At 46.5% G+C, this 25118-nt stretch carries 20 protein-coding genes; 8 read left to right on the top strand and 12 right to left on the bottom strand.

The window, feature by feature from the left end; genetic code table 11:
* Positions 1–190 precede the first annotated feature (190 nt).
* Positions 191–1441, top strand: coding sequence for a transposase (locus QUA62_RS11690; RefSeq protein WP_333404117.1), 1251 nt, complete (start codon positions 191–193; stop codon positions 1439–1441).
* Between the two features lie 58 nt (positions 1442–1499).
* Here QUA62_RS11690 and QUA62_RS11685 read toward each other — a convergent pair whose 3' ends face one another.
* Positions 1500–1889, bottom strand: a complete 390-nt coding sequence (locus tag QUA62_RS11685) for a hypothetical protein (protein WP_006632408.1) — start codon at positions 1887–1889, stop codon at positions 1500–1502.
* A gap of 148 nt (positions 1890–2037) precedes the next feature.
* Here QUA62_RS11685 and queA point away from each other — a divergent pair, with 148 nt between their 5' ends.
* The gene (gene queA / locus QUA62_RS11680; RefSeq protein WP_333404115.1) at positions 2038–3177 is read left to right on the top strand and encodes a tRNA preQ1(34) S-adenosylmethionine ribosyltransferase-isomerase QueA; all 1140 of its coding nucleotides are present in this window, start codon (positions 2038–2040) and stop codon (positions 3175–3177) included.
* Positions 3178–3219: 42 nt separating this feature from the next.
* On the opposite strand, the gene rpmF is transcribed toward queA, so the two are convergent.
* Both rpmF and QUA62_RS11670 read right to left on the bottom strand, forming a co-directional pair.
* Positions 3220–3393 carry a 50S ribosomal protein L32 gene (gene rpmF / locus QUA62_RS11675; RefSeq protein WP_190656636.1) on the bottom strand — a complete coding sequence of 58 codons (174 nt, stop codon included), beginning with the start codon at positions 3391–3393 and terminating at the stop codon, positions 3220–3222.
* A gap of 180 nt (positions 3394–3573) precedes the next feature.
* Positions 3574–4050 carry a TM2 domain-containing protein gene (locus QUA62_RS11670; protein WP_190656634.1) on the bottom strand — a complete coding sequence of 159 codons (477 nt, stop codon included), beginning with the start codon at positions 4048–4050 and terminating at the stop codon, positions 3574–3576.
* Between the two features lie 404 nt (positions 4051–4454).
* Between QUA62_RS11670 and acsF the strand changes: the two genes are divergently transcribed.
* Positions 4455–5531, top strand: a complete 1077-nt coding sequence (gene acsF, locus QUA62_RS11665; RefSeq protein WP_006632403.1) for a magnesium-protoporphyrin IX monomethyl ester (oxidative) cyclase — start codon at positions 4455–4457, stop codon at positions 5529–5531.
* Positions 5532–5673: 142 nt separating this feature from the next.
* On the opposite strand, the gene QUA62_RS11660 is transcribed toward acsF, so the two are convergent.
* Positions 5674–9093 (bottom strand): tetratricopeptide repeat protein, encoded by a 3420-nt coding sequence (locus tag QUA62_RS11660; RefSeq protein WP_333404113.1) that lies wholly within the window; start codon positions 9091–9093, stop codon positions 5674–5676.
* A complete protein-coding gene (locus tag QUA62_RS11655) occupies positions 9090–9281 on the bottom strand; it encodes a hypothetical protein (protein ID WP_333404112.1) in 192 nt (63 codons plus the stop codon). Before QUA62_RS11655 ends, QUA62_RS11660 begins: the two co-directional genes overlap by 4 nt.
* A gap of 87 nt (positions 9282–9368) precedes the next feature.
* Here QUA62_RS11655 and QUA62_RS11650 point away from each other — a divergent pair, with 87 nt between their 5' ends.
* On the top strand, positions 9369–10883 hold the full coding sequence (locus tag QUA62_RS11650; protein WP_333404110.1) for a phospholipid carrier-dependent glycosyltransferase: 1515 nt from the start codon (positions 9369–9371) through the stop codon (positions 10881–10883).
* A 217-nt stretch (positions 10884–11100) separates the two neighbouring features.
* Here the strand turns inward: QUA62_RS11650 and trmB are convergent, their stop codons facing one another.
* From trmB to csaB, 3 genes are all read right to left on the bottom strand, one after another.
* The gene (gene trmB, locus QUA62_RS11645) at positions 11101–11733 is read right to left on the bottom strand and encodes a tRNA (guanosine(46)-N7)-methyltransferase TrmB (protein WP_333404108.1); all 633 of its coding nucleotides are present in this window, start codon (positions 11731–11733) and stop codon (positions 11101–11103) included.
* Positions 11734–11892: 159 nt separating this feature from the next.
* Complete coding sequence (locus tag QUA62_RS11640) at positions 11893–12645, bottom strand: Uma2 family endonuclease (protein ID WP_333404106.1); 753 nt, start codon at positions 12643–12645, stop codon at positions 11893–11895.
* Positions 12646–12676: 31 nt separating this feature from the next.
* A complete protein-coding gene (gene csaB, locus QUA62_RS11635) occupies positions 12677–13720 on the bottom strand; it encodes a polysaccharide pyruvyl transferase CsaB (protein WP_333404104.1) in 1044 nt (347 codons plus the stop codon).
* Positions 13721–14011: 291 nt separating this feature from the next.
* On the opposite strand from csaB, the gene QUA62_RS11630 reads away from it, so the two are divergent.
* From QUA62_RS11630 to QUA62_RS11620, 3 genes are all read left to right on the top strand, one after another.
* Positions 14012–14320, top strand: coding sequence for a DUF2499 domain-containing protein (locus QUA62_RS11630; protein ID WP_333404102.1), 309 nt, complete (start codon positions 14012–14014; stop codon positions 14318–14320).
* 23 nt (positions 14321–14343) lie between these two features.
* Complete coding sequence (locus QUA62_RS11625; protein WP_333404100.1) at positions 14344–14763, top strand: lysozyme inhibitor LprI family protein; 420 nt, start codon at positions 14344–14346, stop codon at positions 14761–14763.
* Between the two features lie 189 nt (positions 14764–14952).
* The gene (locus QUA62_RS11620; RefSeq protein WP_333404098.1) at positions 14953–18852 is read left to right on the top strand and encodes a DNA polymerase III subunit alpha; all 3900 of its coding nucleotides are present in this window, start codon (positions 14953–14955) and stop codon (positions 18850–18852) included.
* On the opposite strand, the gene QUA62_RS11615 is transcribed toward QUA62_RS11620, so the two are convergent.
* The 3 genes from QUA62_RS11615 to QUA62_RS11605 form a co-directional block, all read right to left on the bottom strand.
* Positions 18829–20919, bottom strand: a complete 2091-nt coding sequence (locus tag QUA62_RS11615) for a protein kinase domain-containing protein (RefSeq protein ID WP_333404096.1) — start codon at positions 20917–20919, stop codon at positions 18829–18831. The two genes, QUA62_RS11620 and QUA62_RS11615, sit on opposite strands and share 24 nt — an antisense overlap.
* Positions 20920–21244: 325 nt before the next feature.
* Complete coding sequence (locus QUA62_RS11610; RefSeq protein ID WP_190656609.1) at positions 21245–21583, bottom strand: DUF3593 domain-containing protein; 339 nt, start codon at positions 21581–21583, stop codon at positions 21245–21247.
* Positions 21584–21880: 297 nt separating this feature from the next.
* A complete protein-coding gene (locus QUA62_RS11605) occupies positions 21881–22531 on the bottom strand; it encodes an ATP-binding protein (protein ID WP_333404094.1) in 651 nt (216 codons plus the stop codon).
* Positions 22532–23155: 624 nt separating this feature from the next.
* On the opposite strand from QUA62_RS11605, the gene QUA62_RS11600 reads away from it, so the two are divergent.
* Positions 23156–23860: a pentapeptide repeat-containing protein gene (locus QUA62_RS11600; RefSeq protein WP_333217635.1), complete on the top strand. Its 705-nt coding sequence runs from the start codon at positions 23156–23158 to the stop codon at positions 23858–23860.
* 104 nt (positions 23861–23964) lie between these two features.
* Here the strand turns inward: QUA62_RS11600 and QUA62_RS11595 are convergent, their stop codons facing one another.
* A complete protein-coding gene (locus QUA62_RS11595) occupies positions 23965–25023 on the bottom strand; it encodes an alpha/beta fold hydrolase (protein WP_333404092.1) in 1059 nt (352 codons plus the stop codon).
* Between the last annotated feature and the right edge of the window lie 95 nt (positions 25024–25118).

The raw sequence follows: 25118 nt of genomic DNA, 5'->3' as shown, positions 1-25118 counted from the left end.
GACCATTGCCGTTCTTGATAACTGTTCGCTAGTCTAACAGCGAGCGCACTTTTTGACCTGCTTAGTCTAAACTCCAATCTTGCAGTGTTGCTCAAGAATCTCAAACTCAGATTCCTCGACCCGAAAATCTAGACGTTTTTTCATTGATTATCCGGCGTTTTTCTGTACAATATTATAGGAGGATGAAACAATGTTTGGATGCCAACAAATTTTAATCAAGTCGGATAAAGATACTCAAGCAGTTCTTGAATATCTTTGCTCTGAGTCGGCAAAGCTATCTAATTGCGGCATTTATTATTCTCGTCAGTTATATTTCCAAACTGGCAGAATTCCGAACCGTGCAGAGTTACACAAGGTTTTGGGAACCGAGAATCAGAATCTACACTACAAAGCGTTCTATTCGGATACAGCTCAGCAAATCCTAACGGGGGTAGCAGAGTCTTTTAAATCTTTCTTGGGGCTACTCAAAGGTATTAAGAATGGGATGGTTACGCAACGTCCCAAACTACCAGGATACCGTCAAAGCGGAATGGCACTTGTGACATTCACAGGACGGTCGGTAAAGCTCAAAGAGGGAATGCTTCGATTCCCACTTGGAAGCAAAGTAAAAGCGTGGTTTGGTTTAGATTCTTTTTTCCTGCCAATGCCCTCGAATCTGGATTTTAAGGCAATTAGAGAGTATCGAATTCTTCCTCGTAACGGCTGCTTCTACTTGGAATTGGTTTACAAAACAGAGGATGTCCAAGCAAATGTAGACCCGGCTAAGTGCCTGTCTGTTGACCACGGAATAGATAACTGGCTAACCTGCATAAGTAATACAGGCACTAGCTTTATTGTTGATGGCAAGCACCTTAAATCCATCAATCAGGGATACAATAAACGGGTTGCTTCTCTAAGGTCAGGGAAAGCTAACGGCTACTGGTCTAAACGGCTTGCAAGCTTGACTGAAAAACGTAATCGCCAAATGCGAGATGCCGTTAACAAAGCTGCAAGAAAAGTAATTCAGCACTGCTTAAACAACCAAATCGGTACAGTTGTTTTTGGTTGGAACAAGGGACAGAAAGACTCTGCCAATATGGGGAAAAAGACTAACCAAAAGTTTGTGCAAATTCCCACAGGCAGGCTAAAAGACCGAATCGCTCAGTTATGTGAGCAGTACGGAATTAAATTTGTTGAGACTGAAGAATCATATTCTTCTAAAGCTTCGTTTGTCGATAATGATTTTCTACCTACATTCGGCGAAAAACCTGAAGGGTGGAATGCAAGCGGCAAGCGGGTTAAGCGTGGTCTGTACCGGACGGCTCAAGGCTGGTTAATCAATGCAGATTGCAACGGCGCTGCGAATATTGGCAGAAAAGTAGCGATGATGCTTGGACTTGATCTAAGCGGAATCAGTAGAGGCGACTTGTCAGCGCCTTTAAGACTAAAGTTGTGGTCTTAAGAATCTCCGTGGCGTTGATTCCCGGAGAGTGTCAAAGTTAATTTATATGCGTAGCAATCTAGGCCAGAGTTTCCGGGCAATATCCCAGACCCTTGACAAACTGCTGGCGAAACGCTTCAATTTCTTTGCGGTCAGGGCTGCCGTGACAAACCACTGCCACCTGGTAGCGGCGCATCACGCTAAGCGGCGACTGTCCGGTTTCCAAGCTCCAAAGCGCCATTTGCAAGCGAATTTCAGGATCGTAAGGAATCCCGAGTTCGTTCATAAAAGCCCGAAAATCCCCGTGCATTTCTGGAGTTAAATATTGGCTCATTTTCACCTTTACCACCCAGCCGTCAATTTGGTGAATAACAGTGATAAATTGCAAAGGAAGATGATGAGCCGTGCGTAGGTAATCCACGACTCTCAGAGTAAGGCTAGTATTGGCGATGTAGTAGAGGTATTCCATAACGATCCTTATGAGCAAAGCTGATGCTACACCTCTATCCTCGCGGGCTATACCCGCGACCACAAGGGGAAAAGCACCCGACTTTGGATGGGGGTTTTTACCCAATTTGTTACCCAGTTGACAGATCGATCGCACAGGAATTCACTTGATGACAGAGATGGACTGGTCTTTGGACGGCTACGACTACGAACTTCCGCCCTCACGCATTGCCCAAAATCCCGTAGTGCCGAGGGACAGTTCTCGCTTGCTGGCTGTAGATTCTCCCAGCAGCCACCAACACCGGATTTTTAGGGATTTACCCGATTTACTGCAACCAGGCGACTTGCTGGTACTGAACAACACCCGCGTGCTGCCAGCGAGGCTCTACGGGCACAAACCCAACGGCCCGGCTGTGGAGATATTGTTGATGGAAGAACGGCAGCACAACTGTTGGCTGGCTTTGGTTAAACCGGGGAAACGCTTAAAGTTGGGAGCAAAAATTGAGTTTGAGCCCATCGCCCGTGCCTGTGAGGACTCGACCACAGCTTCTTGCTGTTGCCTTCCCGATGCCACGATGCCGCATCGTCGTCGATTGACTGCAACAGTTATAGAGAGGGACGACGCAACAGGGGGACGGCTGTTAGAGTTTGACATCCCCACAGATGAGAATCTGGCGAAGTTTTTGGACGAATACGGTCACATACCCCTGCCGCCCTACATCGAAAATTCCCAAGCTTCAGCGGAACAGTACCAGACTGTTTATGCCGAGAGGCTTGGGGCGGTGGCTGCCCCCACAGCAGGCCTGCACTTCACCGAAGAATTGTTCAGCCGCTTGGAACAGCGGGGAATAGAAAAAACTTTTGTCACCTTACACGTCGGAGTAGGGACGTTTCGCCCCGTGGAGGTGGCAGACGTGACGGCTCACAAAATGCACGGGGAATGGGTGGAAGTACCCCCCGTCACCGTTGAGAAAATCCGGGAAACTCAAGCCAGAGGCGGGCGGATCGTTGCCGTGGGTACCACAGCAGTGCGAGCTTTAGAGGGAGCGGCCGCCGCCAGTGGCGATTTTTCCTTGCAACCTTTTTGCGGCCCGACCAATTTGTTTATCTACCCGGGCTACAAGTGGCGGGTTGTAGAGGGGATGATTACCAATTTTCACTTGCCCCGCTCTACTTTGATGATGATGATAAGTGCGATGATTGGAAGGCCTCGGCTGTTGGATTTGTACCGAGAAGCGATCGAGCAACAGTACCGCTTTTATTCCTTTGGCGATGCCATGCTGATTTTACCAACAGCAAAAAAGGATTGATCGATCGGGCATCGGGTTCGCCCCATGCCCGGTATTCCGTTTCTATTCTTCCTCCTCTTCTTCATTGCCGGGATACACGAAGCTGTTGGAACGCCCAGTCAGAACTGATTTGCCCATAGACAGAGCTTTCTGAGCTGCCACTACAGCTTTGCGCTTCCATGTGGCCTTACGCATATTCTTCTTGGATTTGGAGGTTTTCTTCTTAGGGACTGCCATGACGCTAAATACTTTCTGCTTGCTTATAGAGACAAACAAACATTCTAGCCGATTTTGTCGGCAATGCTTACTCGAAAAACCGCAACAACTGCTCGGTAAGCAATATCCAGTAGTAGGGTGCGTCAGCGATTAGCTTCTGGAAAAATAGACAAAATCCCCTAGGTAACGCACCCGCAGCAGCTAAAGTTCGTGAAAGTGGTAGATCACGACGCCAGTTACGGCATCGTTCTCGATACTCACATAACCGGTTTTGAGCATTGCCGTGAAAGCCTCTTCCACTTCGGCAAAAGTAGCGCCGGTTGCCATCACCCCTTGGGTGACAGATAATCTTCCGTTCTTGGTATAAGCTGCCTTCAGGAGTTTAACCCCTAACTGGTCTGGAGTTGGCTTGGGGTATGTCGCGGCGATCGCCCCGCTGCTGGGATATAGCGGTATACCTTCGCGAGATACGCCGAGTTTGCCCCTGAGACTGGCATGGTGTTCGTCCACCATGTTCGGCAGCAGCAGCAAGTCAAACAATTGCCCAAACCCAAACAAACCAAAGGTAAACAGCCACAGCAAACCCGTACCAATTTTGCCGTTGTAGAGGCGGTGGAGTCCGAAGGGGCCGAAAAAACAAGCTGCCCATAAAAGGTAACTAACACCTAAATTGCTCATTTTCTGACCGTCCTGCCTGATTATTCTAGAATTGGAGTCCCTCTATACATTTTGTACTTTCTATGCGGTGTTTAAACAGCTTGACATGGGAATTTATTTGTGTGGTAACCTAATAAACTGACAAAAGGCAGAATTTGGTTTCCCAATACCTTCTGTCTGGAAGCCCATGAGTAATTTTGCGTAGCAATTCTTAACGCCAGCAACATATTTGCGCGGGCGAGAGCTTGGTAAACTGGAGGGCGTGGAAATTACAGCAGCTTAGACCTGGATTCCACAGGGAGCGCCAAACCGAGCGCCAAAGCAAGCGCGCCGCCAGCGCTGGCCGGACATACACGAGCGCGATCGCCCGCAGTACCCGACAATGGAAACAAGCGAGTAGTTATAAGCAGAAATCCAATAAAAATATGGTAGATTCCCTCAAAAAACCCACTTTTGAAGAACTGCGGCCGGGAGTGAAAGCCCCAGCCAAAGAAACTATTCTCACGCCGAGATTTTACACAACAGACTTTGACGAGATGGCCAAAATGGACATCTCGGTAAATGAAGCCGAACTAAAAGCAATTATTGAAGAGTTCCGCGTTGACTACAACCGCAACCACTTCGTGCGTGATGCCGAGTTCGAGCAATCTTGGGAACACATCGACGGCGAAAAGCGCCAGTTGTTCATTGAATTCCTGGAACGCTCTTGCACCGCTGAGTTTTCTGGCTTCTTGCTTTACAAAGAGTTGGCACGCAAGCTCAAGGACAAAAATCCACTGCTGGCCGAAGGTTTCTTGCTGATGTCCCGCGACGAAGCGCGGCACGCCGGATTCCTCAACAAAGCCCTCTCGGACTTTAATTTGTCCCTGGATTTGGGTTTCTTGACAAAGAGCCGCAGTTACACATTCTTTAAGCCGAAGTTTATTTTCTACGCGACTTACTTGTCTGAAAAGATCGGTTATTGGCGCTACATCACGATTTATCAGCACTTAAAAGCGCATCCTGAAGACCAGATTTATCCGATTTTCCGATTCTTTGAAAATTGGTGCCAAGATGAAAACCGCCACGGAGATTTCTTTGATGCGGTGATGAGAGCTCAGCCTCAGATGTTGAACGATTGGCGCGCTAAGCTTTGGTGCCGTTTCTTCTTGCTGTCAGTGTTCGCGACAATGTATCTCAATGATATCCAGCGCGCCGGTTTTTATCGATCGCTCGGACTCGATGCTCGCGAATACGACATTGAAGTGATTAAAAAGACCAACGAAACAGCAGGTCGCGTATTCCCCGTGATGCTGGACGTGAACAACCCAGAGTTTTATGAACGGCTGGATGTTTGCCTCAAGAACAATCAGAAGTTGACCGCAATTGTTGCTTCTAATACTCCGAAATTCTTGCAGTTCTTCCAAAAATTGCCTTTGTATTTGTCGAACGGCTGGCAGTTAGTGAAGCTGTACTTCATGAAAACAATTGAATCACCTTCAGTACAGGGCGCTGTGCGTTAAGTTTTGATTTTTCATCCTCTGTGACGGCGGTTCTGCGACAAGCGGAGCCGCTTTTTTTTGGTATCCAGATTCACCGCAAAAAGTTCTCCCCAGACTTACACTCGCCCGGAATTGGAATTAATGCTGGTTTTTTTCATAAAATTTATCGCCATTCCCCCTGAAGCGTAAAAGCCGCCCAATAATAGGGAGACTTCCACTCTTCCTGCTTCCACATTTCCAGTTGTGCCGCCCTCAATGCTGCTGCTGGCGTTAACCCTTTTTGCAGCATTCCCTGATAGAAACTCGACATTAACTTAGCCGTTCCTTCATCGTCCACACTCCACAAACTCACCACCACTCGCTGAGCCCCTGCATACATAAATCCCCGTGTTAATCCTACCATGCCCTCGCCTTGAACTATCTGCCCCATTCCGGTTTGGCAGGCACTTAAAACTACTAAATTTGCTGCTAATTTGAGATGGAAAATATCAGTAAGTCGCAGGAATCCGTTTAAGGGATTTCCCTTTTCATCTACTAGCGACAAGATGATTCCTGACAGTTCGGGATGAGCGCTATTCGCTAAACCGTGAGTGGCAAAATGAACGATTTTATATTGGCTTAAATTCGGGCTGGTTGCGACGGCGCGGCTGGCTTCAAAATCCAAAGATTCGGTGCGAGAATTGGCAGGAACTAACGCTTGAATGATTTGAGCTTCTTGGCGAGTGAATTTTAAACGGCTCAACTGTAAGTTATTGGCGCGACCAGAGCGGCTTAAACCGGGGTTTACTGATTCTATTGCTTGCAGATTAGTTGCGGTTGACTGGTTTTTGACTCGTTCATCTTCCGGGCTAAAAACTGGATCGGCGAGAATCGCTAAAGTCCGAGTAGGAGGTTGTCTGTCACTGTAGTTTTGTCTTAATATTCCCAAGGTGGAAGCTGAAGGCAGCAGCACGATTTCATGGTCTACTATTAAAGGCGGATTCCCATTTTCACCGGATTTTCCAGGGAGCGAGAGGGCAGCAAAGGGGAGGTAATTGAGAACGCCATCGCCAACAATCAGCAGGCGCTTTTGAGCTAGTTGTGCTGCTGCGGGCTGTAAGATCATTTGACTGATAGCATCGTTGGCTTGGGCGACTTGATTGGGGCTGTTTCGGGAAGTTGGAGCGGTGACAGCATTGCGGAATTTTCTGGCAGTTGTCTCGATTGCGGCAGCTTTTGGTAATTCATAACTGGTGATGCTGGTTTTGGTGACAGCCCAGAGATAGCTGCGCTCTTTTCCTAAAGAATACTGGAGTAAAATTGTATTCTCATCGAGGATTTGTTGTTGAATTTGTGCCAGGGTTAGGGGTTGCGGTTGGGTGAGGGCTGCGTACCGGGGGCTAGTAGCGCGGATTTGTGTTTGAATGTCCTGATATTGTGCGATTAAAGTTTGCCGTTGTTGTTCTAATTCTGCTTCTTGGGTGGGAGTGTACTTGGGGCGATTGAGAACTTCGACGCGCCGTTTTTCAAGGGCATCGAGTTGCTGTTGCAAACTGCGTTCTCGCTGCAATAATTCAGGGGCGACATTTTGGCGAATATCGGCATTTGCTTCTTGCAGAAGTTCGAGGAGACTGCGGGCGCGGGAACGTTCGCTGGCTTCAAAGGCTTTGGTATCATAACCAGATCTGGGTTGCGTTTTGTGCAGTTGCATTAACAGGTCAATGTAGAACTGGTAATAGTTTTGTACGGTGGCAAAGTATGAGGTGCGGAGTTCAGGGCTGGCAATTTTGGTGCGGAGGCTTTCAATAATTTTGAGGGAGGCTTCAATGTTAGTGAGGGCTTCCGTGAGATTGCCTTGCTCACGTTTTGCATAAGCTATGTTGCTGAGGTTGTTGGCTTCTCCACTGCGATCGCCTACTGCGCGACTTAGGGGAAGTGACTGGCTGTAATACTCTAGCGCTTTCTGTTTTTCTTCCAAATCTGAGTAGACACTGCCGATGTTGTTGAGGGTGCGAGCTTCCCCTCGGCGATCGCCCACAGCCCGATACAGGGGAAGCGACTGGCTGTAATACTCTAGCGCTTTCTGTTTTTCTTCCAAATCTGAGTAGACACTGCCGATGTTGTTGAGGGTGGTAGCTTCTCCACTGCGATCGCCTACTGCTCGATACAGGGGAAGCGACTGAGTGTAATACTCTAGCGCTTTTTGTTTTTCTCCCAAATCTAAGTAGACTAAGCCGATATTGTTGAGGGTGGTAGCTTCTCCATTGCGGTCGCCTACTGCTCGATACAGGGGAAGCGACTGGTTGTAATACTCTCTTGCTTTCTGTTTTTCTCCCAAATCAGAGTAGACTAAGCCGATATTGTTGAGCGTGCGAGCTTCCTGTGGATCGCCTATTGCCCGACTCAGGGGAAGGGACTGACTGAAATACTCTAGCGCTTTCTGTTTTTCTCCCAAATCAGAGTAGACTAAGCCGATATTGTTGAGCGTGCTAGCTTCCCCACTGCGATCGCCTACTGCTCGATACAGGGGAAGGGACTGGTTGTAATACTCTAGGGATTTCTGTTTTTCTCCCAAATCTGAGTAGACACTGCCGATGTTGATGAGGGTGCGAGCTTCCTGTGTGCGATCGCCTATTGCCCGACTCAGGGGAAGCGACTGGCTGTAATACTCTAGTGCTTTCTGTTTTTCTCCCAATGCTGAGTAGACAGCGCCGATGCCGATGAGGGTGACGGCTTCTCCATTGCGATCGCCTATTTCCCGACTCAGGGGAAGCGACTGGCTGTAATACTCTAGCGCTTTCTGTTTTTCTCCTAAATCTGAGTAGACACTGCCGATGTTGTTGAGGGTGCGAGCTTCCTGTTTGCGATCGCCTATTTCCCGACTCAGGGGAAGCGACTGGCTGTAATACTCTAGCGCTTTCTGTTTTTCTCCCAAATCTGAGTAGACACTGCCGATATTGTTGAGGGTGGTGGCTTCCCCACCGCGCTCGCCTACTGCTCGAAACAGGGGAAGCGACTGGCTGTAATACTCTAGAGATTTCTGTTTTTCTCCCAATGCTGAGTAGACAGCGCCGATGTTTGTGAGGGTGCGAGCTTCCTGTGTGCGATCGCCTATTGCCCGACTCAGGGGAAGGGACTGGCTGTAATACTCTAGCGCTTTCTGTTTTTCTCCCAATTCATCGTAGACTTTGCCGATGTTGTTGAGGGTAGTAGCTTCCCCACCGCGATCGCCTACTGCCCGAAACAGGGGAAGGGACTGGCTGTAATACTCTAGGGATTTCTGTTTTTCTCCCAAATCATCGTAGACTCTGCCAAGAACCAGGAGACTAACAGCTTGTGCTGAAGAGTCGCCCGCTTCTCGATACAGCTTTAATGCTTCTTCAAGCTTAGCGATCGCTTTTCTTAAAGATTCCGCCGTCCCCTGCTGAAACATTTGCACCCCTTCTGTCAAGGCTCTTTCAGCAGCAGCCGCCGCCGGGTTTCCCCCTCCCTGCTGCGATACCCCTTGGCTAATTTTTATAACACTCGGTGCAGCTACCGCCGGGACTCCTAGCAGGATACTCGCACCTACAGCTATCCCCCAAACCCATAGCCTGAGATTCATAAACATCCCTTAAACCAGACCTTGTTAACCGCTATCATAGTCGATCGCAGCTTATCAGGTGCGCTTTCCCAGACTGCGTGCCGGTTACATCGGGGGCATATTGTGCCCTCGCGCCGCTGCACGTAGCGCCGCACCCTCCAAGCGCGATCGCCCGCATCGGATTTGCCTCCGCGAAGGTTAAAAGTCATAATTGTAATTTTTACGGTATTCTCAACTCAGTATTTTTAAATTAGCGATCGCCCTCAAATCTAGCATTTACTATTTACTGCTGTTTTATGAAAACCAACAAAAAACAATTCAACAGATATACTTTAGTTTTTTGCTTAGGAATGTTCGCTGTGTTCCTCCTATCCTTAACCCTACGCTTTTGGGAACTGGAGCGATTTAACACCTTAGTATTTGACGAGGTTTACTACGCTAAATTTGCCAACAATTATCTCACCAAAACTCCCTTTTTCAACGCTCACCCGCCTCTGAGCCAGTACATAATTGCGATCGGCATTTGGATCGGCACTCATCTTCCCTTCGGAAAAACTGCCGTCAACAGTATGGCAGGTTCCCTGCTTTCCCCTTGGGATTACCGCTGGCTGAATGCTCTCACAGGTTCCTTTATTCCCCTAGTTGTGGGAGCGCTAGCTTATCAGCTAGTTCGGCGCCACAGTTACGCTTTTCTTGCTGCTTTTTTTGCCGCCTGCGACGGTCTGTTTTTAGTTGAGTCTCGCTACGCGCTGAACAACATTTATCTGGTTTTATTTGGAATTTTAGGTCAGTTATTTATTTTAAAAGCCGTAGAAGCAGAAGGCAAAAAGCGCTGGCGTTGGCTGGTACTCGCCGGAATAGGTTTCGGCGCATCTGCGGCTATCAAATGGAACGGATTGTGGTTTCTTTTCGGTACTTATCTAATTTTAATCTGTGCTTGGGCAGTTCGTTTTATCCAGGGTAACAGAGGAAATGAAGAACAAAGCCGCGAGGTAGATTCACCTCTAATTCCTGCCGAAAGTCCAGTACAAAAACTGACTAAACTCAATTTTATAGAACTCTGCTTGAGTCTAGCTATTATTCCTATTCTAGTTTACAGCATCTCTTGGATTCCTCACCTGTACTTTAATCCAACTCCCAATTTCTGGCAGATGCAAACGGAGATTTTGACTTATCACCAGCGGATTAAAAGCGGGCATGACGTGCATCCTTATTGTTCCACTTGGTACAGTTGGCCTTTGATGCTGCGCCCCATAGTTTACTTCTACAAAACTGCTAGCAGCAATGCCCAACCAGATCCGGTTTTGCCACCTTTACCTGAAGGTGCAACTCAGGCAATTTTTGACGTTCACGCAATGGGAAATCCATTGCTTTGGTGGCTGTCAACCTTAGCTTTACTGCTAGTAATAGGAGTTTTAGTTCACCGGATTTTGGTGTGGCTGCAAACGCGCAGCGAGGCTTCTGTTGACACCATAGAACAGCAGCGGCCGATTTTGTTTCCGCCGACTGCGGAAATGTGGCTGGGGTTATATTTAATAGTTAATTGGGCCGCTAATTTGCTGCCTTGGGTGAAGGTGACTCGCTGCATATTTTTGTACCATTATATGGGCTGTTCTGTGTTTGCAGCCTTAGCACTTGCTTGGTGGGTTGACAGGTGGCTGCACAGCCCTCAAACTCGACTCCGAGGGATGGGGGTAACAATTATTTTTCTGATTTTGGGTGCTTTTATTTTCTGGATGCCTATGTATTTGGGACTGCCTTTGTCGCAAATGGAATGGAAAATTAGGATGTGGCTGGCGTCTTGGGTTTAAGCTAGAAATAATTCTTCTCTTAACGGGCAAGATGCCCGTTCCACAAAAAAATTAAGTTTTGTGGAACAGGCATCTTGCCTGTTCCTAACCAAGGTGCAAGATGCCCGTTCCACAAGAAAATTAAGTTTTGTGGAACAGGCATCTTGCCTGTTCCTAACCAAGGTGCAAGATGTAAGTTATAACATTTATGACCAAGGTGAGTTTGGAAAAGCGAGAATTATTTTTGATATACTGCTCGATAAACTGGTTCGCCCCGTTTCAGAGTAGCAATTTCTCTTTCAGTAGGAACAGGTAGGGGATTTTGTGCTAGCCATTCGCCACCATTTTGACGTTTAAAATTAGGGTGAGATGAAAAGCGATCGCACATTTCCGTTTCTACTTCCTCAATATCTGACTGGATAAAGACTTCGCCGCCAATTGCCAGATAAGTTGCCAATTCGTTGACTAATTCCTGCTGCACCACCCGCCGTTTGTGGTGTTTTTTCTTGAACCACGGATCGGGAAACTGAATGCTAACTCGGTGCAAAATACCGGCGGGTAAAGTTTCTAAAATTGGTTTGAGAGAACTATTCGCATTGCAAAACAAATAGTGCAAATTTGTCAAGCCCTTTTCGTCCCGCCACAGATTCGCCTCCTCTACCAGAGGTTCCCGAATTTCTAATCCTAGAAAATTCCAGTCTGTTTGGATTTGCGCCATGTGCCACAAAAACCGTCCTCTGCCGCAGCCGATATCTAAATGCAGCGGTAAATTTAAGTCGGCATAGATTTTAGTCCAATCCGGGGGACTTGCAGATGCTTGATATCTAATTGATAGGGGATTGACGTGTTCCCGCACTCTTACTCTTGCCAATTTTGCTGTCTCCTGAATGTAATTTTTAACCGCTGATGAGGGCAGATGAAGGTAGATTTACGCAGATAAATATTGATTTTTGCGATGTTGTCTAATACTTTTTAGTTAATGAGCAATTAAAAAATGTCCCTCTGCAATTTTTAGTTGCTCATTATTGCATTAGGCTTCTGGTTCAATGCCTGCTGCTCTTAATTGCGCGGCTAATCTTTCCGAGCGTTCTCGTTCTTGTTCGGCTTGCTGTTGAGCGAGATCCCTTTGCTGCCGTTCCCTTTCTACCATTTCTGCTCCCCACAATAACATCTCTCCGCTCTCATCCCACCACCGCAACCAATATCCGGTTCTTTCGGCTTTTGTTCCCTGCCAAACACCCAGAAATAATCCAATTCCTTCAATCCAATAACGATTGTTTGAATCCGGCTGCTGTACTTGATATTTTTCTGACGAATTCAACTGATAGACTTCGATAACTCCGGCGGTCGGTTCAAAAAGTGCATAGATTGGCACTCGCAATACTTGCTCGTAAAAAAACCATTTGCCGGGGGGATAAGTTGGTTTTATTGAATATTCCTCGTTGGGAGTAGCTGACAAAAATTCCATGACAATCGCCGGGACTTCCCCTTCTAAGTTGGGAGTGTAACTGCGACGAATTTCTTGACTAGAAAGCGGCTGTACGTTGCGGGCATAAAACCAATCTGGAGCTTTGATAACTAGCTTGCTGTCTACTGTTGCACAAATTCCCATGTTTGGGGCAACTAATATTCCTGTTACAATTAGCCCTGCGATTTCTAAGATTTCCCGCAAGGCGGCAGCGAGTAAGGGCTGGTCTATATTTTGCAGAGGTTGCTCCTCTAAAATGAAGTCGTCTGGCAATTTTTTCCAGGTAATTTTTAAGTCTACTGTACTGACTGTCACGGTATTTTACCTCTTATTGAGACTGCTATTACTAAGACTGCTGGAGCGCGGCCCGCAATACTTCGCGGTGAAAGAGCGATCGCTCTACTATAAATTTTATCCTGTCTGGAGATAAGGCGTCGCCGTTAGCATAGTGTTCCATCCAGGTTTTGCTAATTAAATAAGGATCGTCTGGCAATTCTGATAATAAGTATCCTGGCATTTCTAGCTCTTCCATTAACTGGCTGACTTTCGGATCGTAGCTGAGGGCAAAACAGCGGCATTCTTCGGATGCTGCCATAATTAAACTGTGGTAGCGCATCCCGATCGCCATTTCGACTCCCCGGAACACTCCTTTCAATTTTCTGGGGTCTTCTAAACTGAGGATGCGGCTCGTTTTGGGCAGGGCTTCGTGCAAATGTTTCGCAATTTCTAAGTCGTGAGACGCTTGAAAAGGCAGCAGCAAAATTAAGGTGCGAGTTGCTTTTTGAAAGTCAACTAAAGCTTGAGTTAAGATTGACAAACGCGCGGGAGTTAGTGTAGGATGAGAACGCAAACAAACAGCAACTCTGGGCGCAGGTAAATCCCACAAACCCGACACGGGAGAATTCTCCAAAGCCCACACGGGATCGGGCGCTAAAGTAAAGGGAATTTGCCAATCTGCAAGTAAAGTAGCTGAACCTTTATCGCGCACGCTGACGGCGGTGCATCCAGCAAAACAGCGCTGAGATAACTTGCGAGTCATTTCGCGCTTCAAAGGCCCAATTCCCTGGGCCCAGGCAACAGTTTTTAAGCCCATCCGCTGCGCTAATCCCATCAAACCCCCATAATAGAAAGGGCTCGCAATGCTAGTAGCGTCTTGGATTAAACTACCGCCGCCCCAGATTAGGGCGTCGGAGGTGCGGAGTGCTTCGAGAACTTGGAACGCATTCATGCGATCGCGCGCAGCTACGCCGTACCGCTGATTTGTCTCGACAGGATTGCCAGACAGGACGATCGGCGTCACCCCATCTGGTAACATTTGCAGTAGCGATGCCAACAGCGCCTCGTCGCCGCCGTTGCCTTTACCGTAATAGCCGCACAAAATTGCTCGCATTTCTACTCTTTTCTTGGTTTGTGATGGGGAATCTAACTATTTTAGATTTTAGATTTTAGATTTTTTTGATATTTGAGATTTGATCCTACTACCAAAAAAATGCTACTCTCAGCAAGCTTCAAGGCTTTACGTCATCAGTCAGCTCAAATCGCAAATCTAATAAAATCTCAAATCGCTAATCTAAAATTGTATGACGCATCATACTTTATATGACAGTTTCGTAAGTCCCGATAGATAAATCTTTTATCTTCGTTATCGATAAATTTTTCATCTTCGTTCACAATACAAAAAATGCACGCTTTGTCAATTCCCACCTGGATTATTCACATCTCTAGCGTCATCGAGTGGATTGCCGCCATCTGGTTAATTTGGACTTACGGCGAAGTCACTCAAAACCGAGCTTGGTGGGCCCTTTCCGCCGCAATGCTGCCCGCTCTCGTCAGCGCGATGTGTGCTTGTACATGGCACTATTTTGACAACTCCCCAGCCCTAGAATGGATTGTTACCCTGCAAGCGGGGATGACTCTCATCGGCAATTTTACTCTGTGGGCGGCGGCTTGGTGGATTTGGCGATCGTTTCAGCCAGCCGAGAAAAATTAAAGATTAAAAAAGGGAGAAACTTAGTGAAAAATAGCACTATTTGGGTAAAATTTGCGGCGAGTTTGCTTTTGTTGACAGCCGGATTTTTGCTTCCCAGCAAAGCCAGCAACATTCCCGTACAAGTCGCCCAACAGCCTAACTGCAAAAGTCCTCAAACCACGCTAGAGATGAATGTCTGTTCCAGTCAAGAGTTTCAGACCGCAGACAGAAAGCTCAATCAAGTATATCAGCAACTGCAAGCAAAAATCAGCAGTAGACAAAAGCAGAGATTGACTGCGGCACAGGGTACTTGGATCGCATTTCGAGATCAAAATTGTGATTATGCAAAAGGGCAGTTTGAAGGCGGTTCTTTGGCTGCTTCTACCTACGGTTATTGCAGGGCTAGAGTGACGCAAGAACGGATTAAAGATTTGGAAGGTTATTTGAAACAAGCAAATTTGTAAAAGTTCGATCGCGATCGAGAATAATTTACCCATTCAATCATCAATAGCGCGACAACCTCATCTTTTGCACTTTTAGAAGCCCCAGCGCAAACCCGCTCAAGAGTGATATAAAGCTTTGTTTTTTATTTTACGCTTTGACACGCCAATGGTGTAAAATCTAAATTCTCAAATCTTATATTTTAAATCCCTATGTCCTTCGTTGGTTTGCACATTCACAGCGATTATAGCTTACTAGATGGGGCGTCTCAGCTACAACAGCTCGCAGAACGGGCGGTGGAATTGGGGATGCCCGCGATCGCCCTTACAGACCACGGGGTGATGTACGGGGCGATCGAGCTAATCAAAGTTTGCCGAAATAAAAATATTAAGCCGATTATTGGCAACGAAATGTATGTCGTCAACGGCGACATAGAAGTAAAAGTTCGAGGTAGAAGAAAATACCATCAAGTTGTTTTAGCTAAAAATACCCAAGGTTATAAAAACCTTGTCAAGCTAACCACAATTTCCCATTTAAAGGGAATGCCTGAAAGAGGTATTTTTGCCCGCCCTTGCATCAACAAGGAACTGCTAAAACAATATTCCGAAGGTTTAATTGTCACCAGTGCTTGTTTGGGCGGCGAAGTTCCCCAAATGATTCTGCAAAACAAGCTAGATACTGCCCGCGAAGTAGCCACATGGTATAAAGAAGTATTTGGGGAAGATTACTATATAGAAATTCAAGACCACGGTTCCCCGGAAGATCGGATTGTTAATGTTGAAATCGTCAAAATTGCCCGCGAACTCAAGATTAAAATAATTGCCACCAATGATTCTCACTATATTTCCTGCAACGACGTAGAAGCACACGATGCTTTGCTGTGCATTAACACCAACAAACTGATTGAAGAAGACAAGCGGATGCGCTACAGCGGCACAGAATATCTGAAGTCCGCAGACGAAATGGCGCAACTGTTTCGAGACCATTTGGATGATGAAACAATCAAAGAGGCGATCGAAAATACCCTAGAAGTCGCAAATAAAGTATCGAGATACGAGCTCACAGGAGAAGCTCGGATTCCCACAATTCCAATTCCCCCAGAACATACAGCCGATACTTATGTAGAAGAAATATCCTGGCTGGGACTCTTAGAACGCCTCAAAGCCCGCACCAGAAATGAAATCCCCCCCGTCTACAAACAAAGATTAGAATACGAACTGAAAATGCTTCAGCAGATGGGCTTTTCGGAATACTTTTTAGTAGTTTGGGACTACATAAAATATGCTAGAGACAATCATATTCCAGTAGGGCCAGGACGCGGTTCGGCCGCAGGTTCTCTAGTTGCGTATGTCCTCAAAATCACCAATATAGACCCCGTACACCACGGACTACTATTCGAGCGATTTCTCAATCCCGAACGCAAATCCATGCCAGATATTGATAGCGATTTCTGCATAGAAAGGCGGGACGACATGATTAAATACGTTACGGAAAAATATGGTAGCGACCGCGTAGCGCAAATTATTACTTTCAACAGAATGACATCAAAAGCTGTCTTGAAAGATGTTGGCAGGGTGTTAGGTATTCCCTACAAAAAAGCAGACGAAATGGCAAAATTAATTCCCGTGTCCCGGGGAAAACCGGAAAAACTTAAAGTGATGATTTCCGATGACACACCTGCACAGGAATTTAAAGACAACTATGAAAATACAATTTGCATCAATGAAGAAACAGGGACAGAAGTCCCAGTTCGTCAGTGGATTGACATGGCAATTCGCATTGAAGGAACCAACAAAACCTATGGCGTTCACGCAGCAGGTGTGGTAATTTCTTCAGAGCCCTTGGATGAACTTGTACCGCTGCAAAAAAATAATGAGGGTGCTGTAATTACCCAATATTTCATGGAAGATTTGGAATTTTTGGGGCTGCTGAAAATGGACTTTTTGGGCTTGAAAAATTTAACAACGCTCCAGAAAACAGTTGATTATATTAAGCACACCCAAAATCTAATTGTAGATCCAGAAATGCTACCTTCTGATATAGAGCGCAGAGCTCAAGAGACTTTTGCCAGAATCAAAAAGCTACCAAATGATGTAGATAAAACTTATAGACTTTTAGAAAGAGGAGATTTAGAAGGTATTTTTCAGTTAGAATCCTCTGGAATGCTGGATGTAGTGAAAAAACTCAAACCTTCCTGTCTGGATGATATTTCTTCTATTTTGGCACTTTACCGACCCGGGCCGCTGGATGCAGGTTTGATTCCTCAGTTTATTGACTGCAAGCACGGTAAAACAGTTGAGTACGATCATCCGCTATTAGAACCGATTTTAAAAGAGACTTACGGAACGCTTTGCTTTCAAGAGCAAATTATGCGGATGGCTCAAGATTTGGCGGGCTATTCTTTGGGGCAAGCTGACTTGCTGCGGCGTGCAATGGGCAAGAAGAAAGCTGATGAAATGCAGAAGCAAAAAGAAACGTTTATCGACGGTGCAACTAAGAATGGAGTCAGTCAAAGAATTGCTGAGAAACTGTTCGCGCAGATGCTGCAATTTGCGGAATACTGTTTTAATAAATCCCATTCAATGGCCTATGCGTATATCACTTATCAAACGGCGTATTTAAAGGCGAATTATCCTCTAGAATACATGGCTGCACTGCTGACTGCTAACAGGGGCGATCAGGATAAAGTACAGAAATATATTGCGAATTGTCTCAAGCTGGGTATTGAGGTGGAGCCGCCCGATGTTAATAGCTCGGAACTTACTTTTACACCGCTTCCCAAACTGATGACTGGCTCGGCAAAAGATAAAATCTTGTTTGGAATTTCGGCTGTTAAAAATGTGGGAGAAGCGGCGATTGAAAATATTTTGGCAGCGAGGCAGGAAGGGGGTAAGTTTAAATCGCTGGCTGATTTGTGCGATCGCGTAAATCTCCATTCTGTCAACCGCCGCGCTTTAGAAGCATTAATTCAATGCGGTGCTTTTGATAAAATTGAAAACAACCGCAAGCAATTAGTAAACGACCTCGAAGGAGTGATGAAATGGGCGCAAGAGCGCAAAAGAGATAGAGAAAGCGGGCAAGGTAATCTCTTTGACTTGTTAGGTACGAATAGCTTCGGGAAGTCGGTCAATACCTATGAGTCTGCGCCCAAATCTAAATTGGTACAAGATTATGACAAACAGGAAAAATTGCGTTTAGAAAAAGAATTGCTTGGCTTTTATGTATCAGAACATCCCCTGAAGTTTCTCATGCAAGTAAACCCAGATCCCGATGTGGTGACTCTCGAACAGCTAGCAGAGAAAAAGGGTAAAGTATCAGTTATTGTCATGCTCAACGCTATCAAAATGGTAGTGACAAAAAAAGGCGATGCCATGGCAATTTTGCAATTAGAAGATTTGACACATCAAATAAAAGCTGTTGTGTTCCCCAAGGCTTACGAACAAGTGAAGCCTTACATTGTAGAGAATGCTATCTTACAGATTAGTGGAAAAATTGAGAAAGATGGGGAGGAAATTCAGATAATTGTAGACACGGCCAAGCCGGTGGAAACAGTACAGGTTACAGAGGAAATCGAGAGGGTTCAATCGGAAACACAAAACTCTTGGGCGACGGAACCGGAAACACAAAACTCTTGGGCGGCGCAACCGGAAACACAAAATTCTTGGGCGGCGCAACCGGTCAACATTGTACGATCGACAAAACCTGTGGAAGTTTTAGAAATGGTGATTGTCAAGCTGACACCACAGCAAGTACAAGACGGGAAAAAACTCAATTCCCTCAAAGCTATTTTGCAAGAACTTTCCAATCGGGGAGAAGATGCTAGCGTGTCGGTGGGGGGAATTGTTGTCGGTGAATATTCCTGTCAACCCGTTCGCATTAACCCTCAATTGTGGGTGCAAGATGGCGAGGGAACTGTTAGCCGTCTTAAGTCGGCTGGATTTGATGCTTGGGTTTTTCCTCTAGACAATCGCGGGGATGCTGCGGTGTTTCGAGAAATGCGATCGCAACTTAATGTACATTCTTGGGCCAGTCGCTTACTTGACACTAACACCGAGCGCCTTCACAAGTATGTCACTTATCTCGCCCAACTAAACAGACGCGCGCCAAATTAACACTTCGCTGCCATCCCCACCGGTGACTAAAGTTTGACCGTCAGGACTAAAAGCCACCGGATTGCACCCAGCAAGAGAGCACAAACATTCTCCTGTTTCCAGGTTCCAGAGTTTAACCGTACCGTCTCGACTGCCGCTAGCCATAATTTCGCGCTCTGGACTAATCGCCACCGAAATTACCGCATCTGAATGCCCGCTCAAAGTATTAATCAATTCCCCTGTATCGGCATTCCACAATTTAACAGTAGCGTCGGCACTTCCACTGACAATCGTCTTGCCATCTTGACTAAATGCGATCGCATAAACCCAATCTGAATGACCGACAAAAGTCCGTACACTCTCCCCAATACCTACAAGCCACATCTTGATAGTTGTGTCAGCACTGCCGCTGGCAAGCATCATACTTTGAGGGCGAAAACTAACAGATAAAACCTTATCAGAATGTCCCGAAAGTTTTTGAACCAATTCTCCGTTGCGCTGGTTCCACAATTTAATACTCTGGTCGCCGCTGGCACTCGCAATCGCTCCCGAGTCGCAACTAAAAGCCACCGAGTACACGGAGCCGTAGCGGTGACTGTACGGCGAACCAAAATCGCTATAAAATTCGCGAATCATCGCCTTTTTATCCAGCTTCCACTCAATAACTTTTCTGTCAAAACTGCCGCTAACCAGCATTCTCCCGTCTGGGCTAATTGCCACAGCATCAACCGTTGCGGAATGGCCGAAAAAAGTATGGATGAATTCACCTGTTTGCAGGTTCCACAGCTTAATTGTTTTATCGTCGCTGGCGCTCGCGAGAATATTACCTTGAGGATTAATAACCACAGCATTAACCGGGGCTGAATGGCCCTGGAGAATGCGCTCGCACCGCCAGTTATTAGACGACAATAATCTCGGATTGCCAGCGGATGGCACAACATGAATCTTCTGGGGCGGCGCGGTCGAGACGGCGGTTGCTGTATTTGGCTGCGAGTTAGTTACTGGCGAATTAATAGCAATTTTGGTGGGCGAATTATAACTGATTTGAGAGCGGGGATATTGCCCAAAATTTACCAAGTCTTGCAACACTTCAGCAGCGGATTGATATCGCTCTCGTACCGAATCTTTGAGCAATTTATTCAAAATAGTTGCTAATTTTTGGCTGACTTTTATGCCTTTTTGCGCCAAGTGCGATCGCCAAATCCATTTGCATTCCAAAGCATCGAACAAATCCTTCAATACCGCCCCAGTTAGCAGGTGAATGCAGGTAACGCCCAAACTGTAAAGGTCGCTCGCCGGATAGGCCTTGCCGCTGCGAATTTGTTCGATCGGCGCATAGCCGGCAGTTCCAGTTATCGTCCCAGTTTGCGCCTCAGAAAGGCCGGTAATGTGCTTAGCAACTCCAAAATCTACTAGCACAAACTGACCCCCCCTGGCCTTCCCCTGTACAGCAGGAGATTCAGCGACAATTAGCCCTTTCATACCAGCAGAAGATTGAGGTAAATTTGCCCCTCCTTTTCCTTTACCAGGAGTTGAGGTGCTATATCCCGCCGCAGCCCACAAGGTTTGGGGAGTTCTCCGCACAATATTTTCCGGCTTAATATCTCGATGAATCACCTGCTGCTCGTGAACAAATTGCAAAACAGGCAACAAATTGATCAACAATTCCCAAATCTGTTCCTCGCTAAAAGCTCCCCGCTGCTGCAACTCCTGAAACAAATTATTTCCCTCGATTAACTCTTCCACAAGATACAGACGTTTGGCTTGTTCAAAAGAAGCCAGCAAACTTGGAATCTGCGGGTGCTCTCCGAGTTCGTGCAACCGATGAGCTTCTTGTTTGAACAGTGCAGTTGCCTTTTCTAATTCAGCTTTTTCTTGAACTTGGGGGAAAAATTGTTTGATGGCGCAGGGAGTTTTCAACCTATCTTCATCGACAGCTAAAAAAGTTCTGCCAAATGTTCCTTCACCGATAGGTTGAATGGCGCGGTAACGCTCTTTCAGTAGCAATTTAGAGCCGCACGCCAGACAAAAATTAGTTGAGTCAGCATTCTGCGGCTTTTGGCAATGGGGATTGAGGCAATAGCTCATCTTTTTTCCGGCCTGGAGATTCCCACCACAGCTAAACTTAGCAACATGGTAGTCTGTTTCCACTCACGCCCAAAGCAGCATTCTCGATAACACCTGAGAAACTTGCTTTCTTAACCCAAAATCTCGGCTCTCAAGTTGAGCTCGTGGCAAGAAACCAAGGTTAGGACACTAGAAGTGCTTGATGTGAGTTTCCATATATTCTAATCCTTTCCTAAAATTTTGCCGTTTGGCGGCTTACAAACTGGTATGTCAACAGTTAACTGTTAACTACGGCTATTCTGGAGCATTTATGCGGAGAGTAAATACAAAACTGAGATGAGCTCGGCTATTCTCCCCCATCTAAAAGACACTCTGGCTCCTCGCCGCCCTTCTGTGACGATGCTTTGGCTTTAATCACCGCTTCTCTAAAGCCTAAAACTAATAAAATATTGGCAATTGTTAAGAATAGTTCTGCAGAACCGTGCAGCCAATCGACATTTGCTAGTGACTCGTTGTAGGCAACTTTTGCGTAAATTGCGGCGGGAATAGTCACAGCCACAAAAACGAGAGTGCCGTAAAATCCCATCAGAGCTAAACGGGGTGTTTTTCCCGAGCGAGTCAGAAACCAGAGAAATCCCAAGTAGGGGAATAGAGACAGAACAAATAAAGTTTCTTTGGAAATCATTAGTAATTGGCGAGCGACCAGATACTATGATAAATTAAAAGCTCAAAAATTAGTGTGAATAATTTTTAACTTTTGATATTTAGTTTTTAATATTTAATTAGACAGATGCACCCGTTTCTATCGAACCGCTATAGAGTCACCCAAGACCAGAGCTCTTAAACCAAGCCGCAGCAGGTCGGCAGTATTCAAAACCCCTCACCCACGTGGAGACAAAACCCGTAACTTTTCCCCTAACACCGTTTTTAGCCTAACACATTTTTCACCGTGCCAGTCTGTTAATTGTCCCTCACTCCCAAGCTACCCAGCAATTAGAAATAGAGACTGTTCCACAGTTTTCTGTCTGGTAGGCATTAAGCAAGTATCGTTCACAACCTCTAAATCCAAGCCGTTATTTCTATCTGCTGCCAGAATTTCCTTCAGCTTAGCATCAAAATCAAAACACGGGCCGCAATCCCAAACTTTGAGTTCCAACCGTCCCTTAAACACCCTAATTTCCAGTTGAACAGGAGTTTCTACTGGCAGATTTTTGTGAGCGTGGCGAACTGCATTAGTGAAACCTTCGGCTAAAGCCAACTGAAAGTTCCACCACACTTCATTGGAGAGCGATAGATCTTTCAACTGTTCAAACCACAACAAAACTTGGGTTAAAGCATTGACATCTGTGTTGACTTGCAGGCTAATATGTTGAATACAAGTTTCATGCAGATCTTCTTCCTGCTGTTTTTCAGTCTGCCAATCCCAGGTGTTTAATAAATTCATTAACCCATCTAAAACGCTAGCTTTTTTTATATTTTGGGAGCGATTGCGATTTTCTACTTCGTAAGTTTTGGTCAGCGACAAACAATTTCGATTGTCGAGAGTCCGGGTGTAACTTAGCTCGTCTGCAATCTGCCACATGAGTTTGATCCCCCTGCCGCCTTCTGCAAGTTGATCTATGCTGTTGGACATCTATTTTCCTCGTCTGAAAGTATTAGCTGTACCCAATTTTCCCACCCGCCGAGACACCAGGTATTTTTTTTATACTTGCTTGCTCGGTATTCTTTCGGGGATCACACAAAAATGCTATCTTTTTTAGAGAAGGCAGCGCATCAGCAATATGTCTTAAGAGTCTAAGCCAATTGGCTTATTTACCTATCGCCTGTACGGAGAACGATCGCCCTCGGCAGAAAAATCCAACTGCATCGCTTACAAATACTTATCCGTTGTCCGAGTCGGTCACTTGTCGCAGCCGTCGCACGCTCCCCAATCCCTGGCATTTAGCGCCTCCGGCCGTTCGCCGTTCGCTGCCACGGAGCCTTGATGTGCGGGCTTTCATCCCCAACGCGTAAGTAATATCCGTGAGCGCGATCGAACCTTACACCGTCGATTCACGTCCATCCACTAGACTAGGACTTACGCAAACAACCCAGTTTCTGCTTAGAAGATTGGGTTTGACAGCGAGGAATTAACGAGGAAACCGGGTTTTTGGTCCCCCGCACGTAAGTCCAGCAGAAAAATCGGTGATGAAAGGCAGTTACAGGACTTACCCAGACTATGACCAAAATCAAACTGAAAATTCTGACTGCAGCGATAATGCTACTCCCATTTTGCGCCGCACTTCCCTTGCAAGCTCAAAATCTCTCTCTAGTCAAGCGGCTGCTAGAAACCAGAGGATGTCCCGGATGCGACTTATTTGGCGCTTCCTTGAGCCGTGCAGATTTGTTTGGCGCTTCCTTGAGCCGCGCCACTCTCAGCAGGGCCGACTTAGTTGATGCCGACTTGACTGCCGCTGACTTAATGGAAGCTAATTTAAACAACGCCAACATGAGAAACGCCTTTTTGGCTGACGCCGACCTCAGCAACGCCGACCTGAGCAGGGCCGACATCAGGGGAGCAAACTTAGAAAATGCCAACCTCAGCGAGAGTTTTCTTCGAGACGCATCCCTCCAGTTGGCTAATTTAAAATGCAGTAATTTGAGCGCCGCTAAACTAAGTCGAACCGACCTGAGAAATGCCGATTTAAGCGGTGCAAATCTCAGGGGTGCAGACCTCCAAGAAGCCGATTTAAGCGGTGCAAATCTCAGCGGTGCCGACCTTAGATCGGCCGACTTGAGGGATGCGAGATTGAACAAAGCTAATCTCACAGATGCCAATCTCTGCGGCGCCCGGATGCCAGACCAAAAAACATCTCGGCGAGGCTGCGAAGTTAAGAAAGAACCAGCGATAAGCACGAACAATTACTGCAATTATTGCTATGCCTTGAATGACTGGTGGCTGAATGTATTAAGGTTTTACTAAACGGTATCATCGCCATAAATGCTCCGCTTCAGATATGTAGTGTTAGAAGTGCGAGCAGGCGGTACAGATATCAAACTTAACCTGTTACCGCCAATAGCTTTTATCTACTTTGAAGAACCTAAAAATTGGCTCAGTATTTGCAGATATTCTGCGCCCCCGATCTGTGCCACATTAGTGTGGCCTCCCTCAGGAACTATGTAAAGCTGTTTGGGCTCAGGTGCTGCATCAAACAGTTTTTTGCTCATTTCCACTGGAACTACATTGTCAGCAGTCCCGTGAATAAACAGCACGGGCATTTGCAGGCGATCGACTTTTGAAAGAGAATCAAACCGCTGTGTCAGCAACAAATCTATCGGAAACATCCAAAACAGCCCTTTTTGGAAATTAACCATCGCCCGCGTCGAAGTAAAAGAGCCTTCTACGATTAACCCTGCCGCCTCCGGGTGGCGCACGGCTAGATCGATCGCGATCGCCCCTCCCAAAGAATGACCGTAGAGATAAATTTGATTCGGGTTAATCCCCCGCTGTTTCACCAAATAATCCCAAGCAAGTTGAGCATCCTCATAAACCTGAGATTCACTCGGAAAATCGCCCTGGCTTTTTCCATAACCACGATAATCCATCACAAATACCGAAAAACCTAATCGATGAAATCGATAAGCGTGTTCGACATTTGCTCCCACATTTGAAGCATTGCCGTGCAGGTACAAAACTACCCCCCCTAACCCCCCCTTGTTAAGGGGGGGAACCGGAGCGACTGCCGGTCTCTCACTTTGCGGGGACGTTCCGACTCCTCTAGCTCCCCCCCTTGGCAAGGGGGGGCTGGGGGGGGTATCCGAGTCTCCGGTGTTAACAGAGGGAACAGCCTCCCCCTTTCTTGCTCCACCCCTTGCTAGGGGGGGGCTGGGAGGATTTTCCGAGGCAGGAATCCACCACCCGTGCACGCTGTGCACCGCGCCTGTTTTAGTTGGAATTGGCAGCGAGACATCTTGATATTTCAACTGAAAATCATCTGGCGTAGTTTCGATCGCCCGCGCGGGAAAAAAGATAAACTTACCTTGCGCTACAAATAGGAATACACAAGCAGCAGAATAAGCAACGGCAAAAACTATCCCAAAAGCTATTAGCGATTTAGACAAAAGGAATACTAGCAAATTGTTCATAGATAGAGCACGCGGGAAAGTAGAGATCGCTCAAAAGCTAATGGCAAATGATTAATTCAGACAATTAGCCAAGATCGATTACTAACTTCCGCCGC

This window comes from Microcoleus sp. MON1_C1, assembly GCF_036701945.1.
Lineage (GTDB): Bacteria > Cyanobacteriota > Cyanobacteriia > Cyanobacteriales > Microcoleaceae > Microcoleus.
The sequence above is the reverse complement of the archived record's forward strand: the minus strand, read 5'-3'. Positions and strand labels throughout refer to the sequence as shown.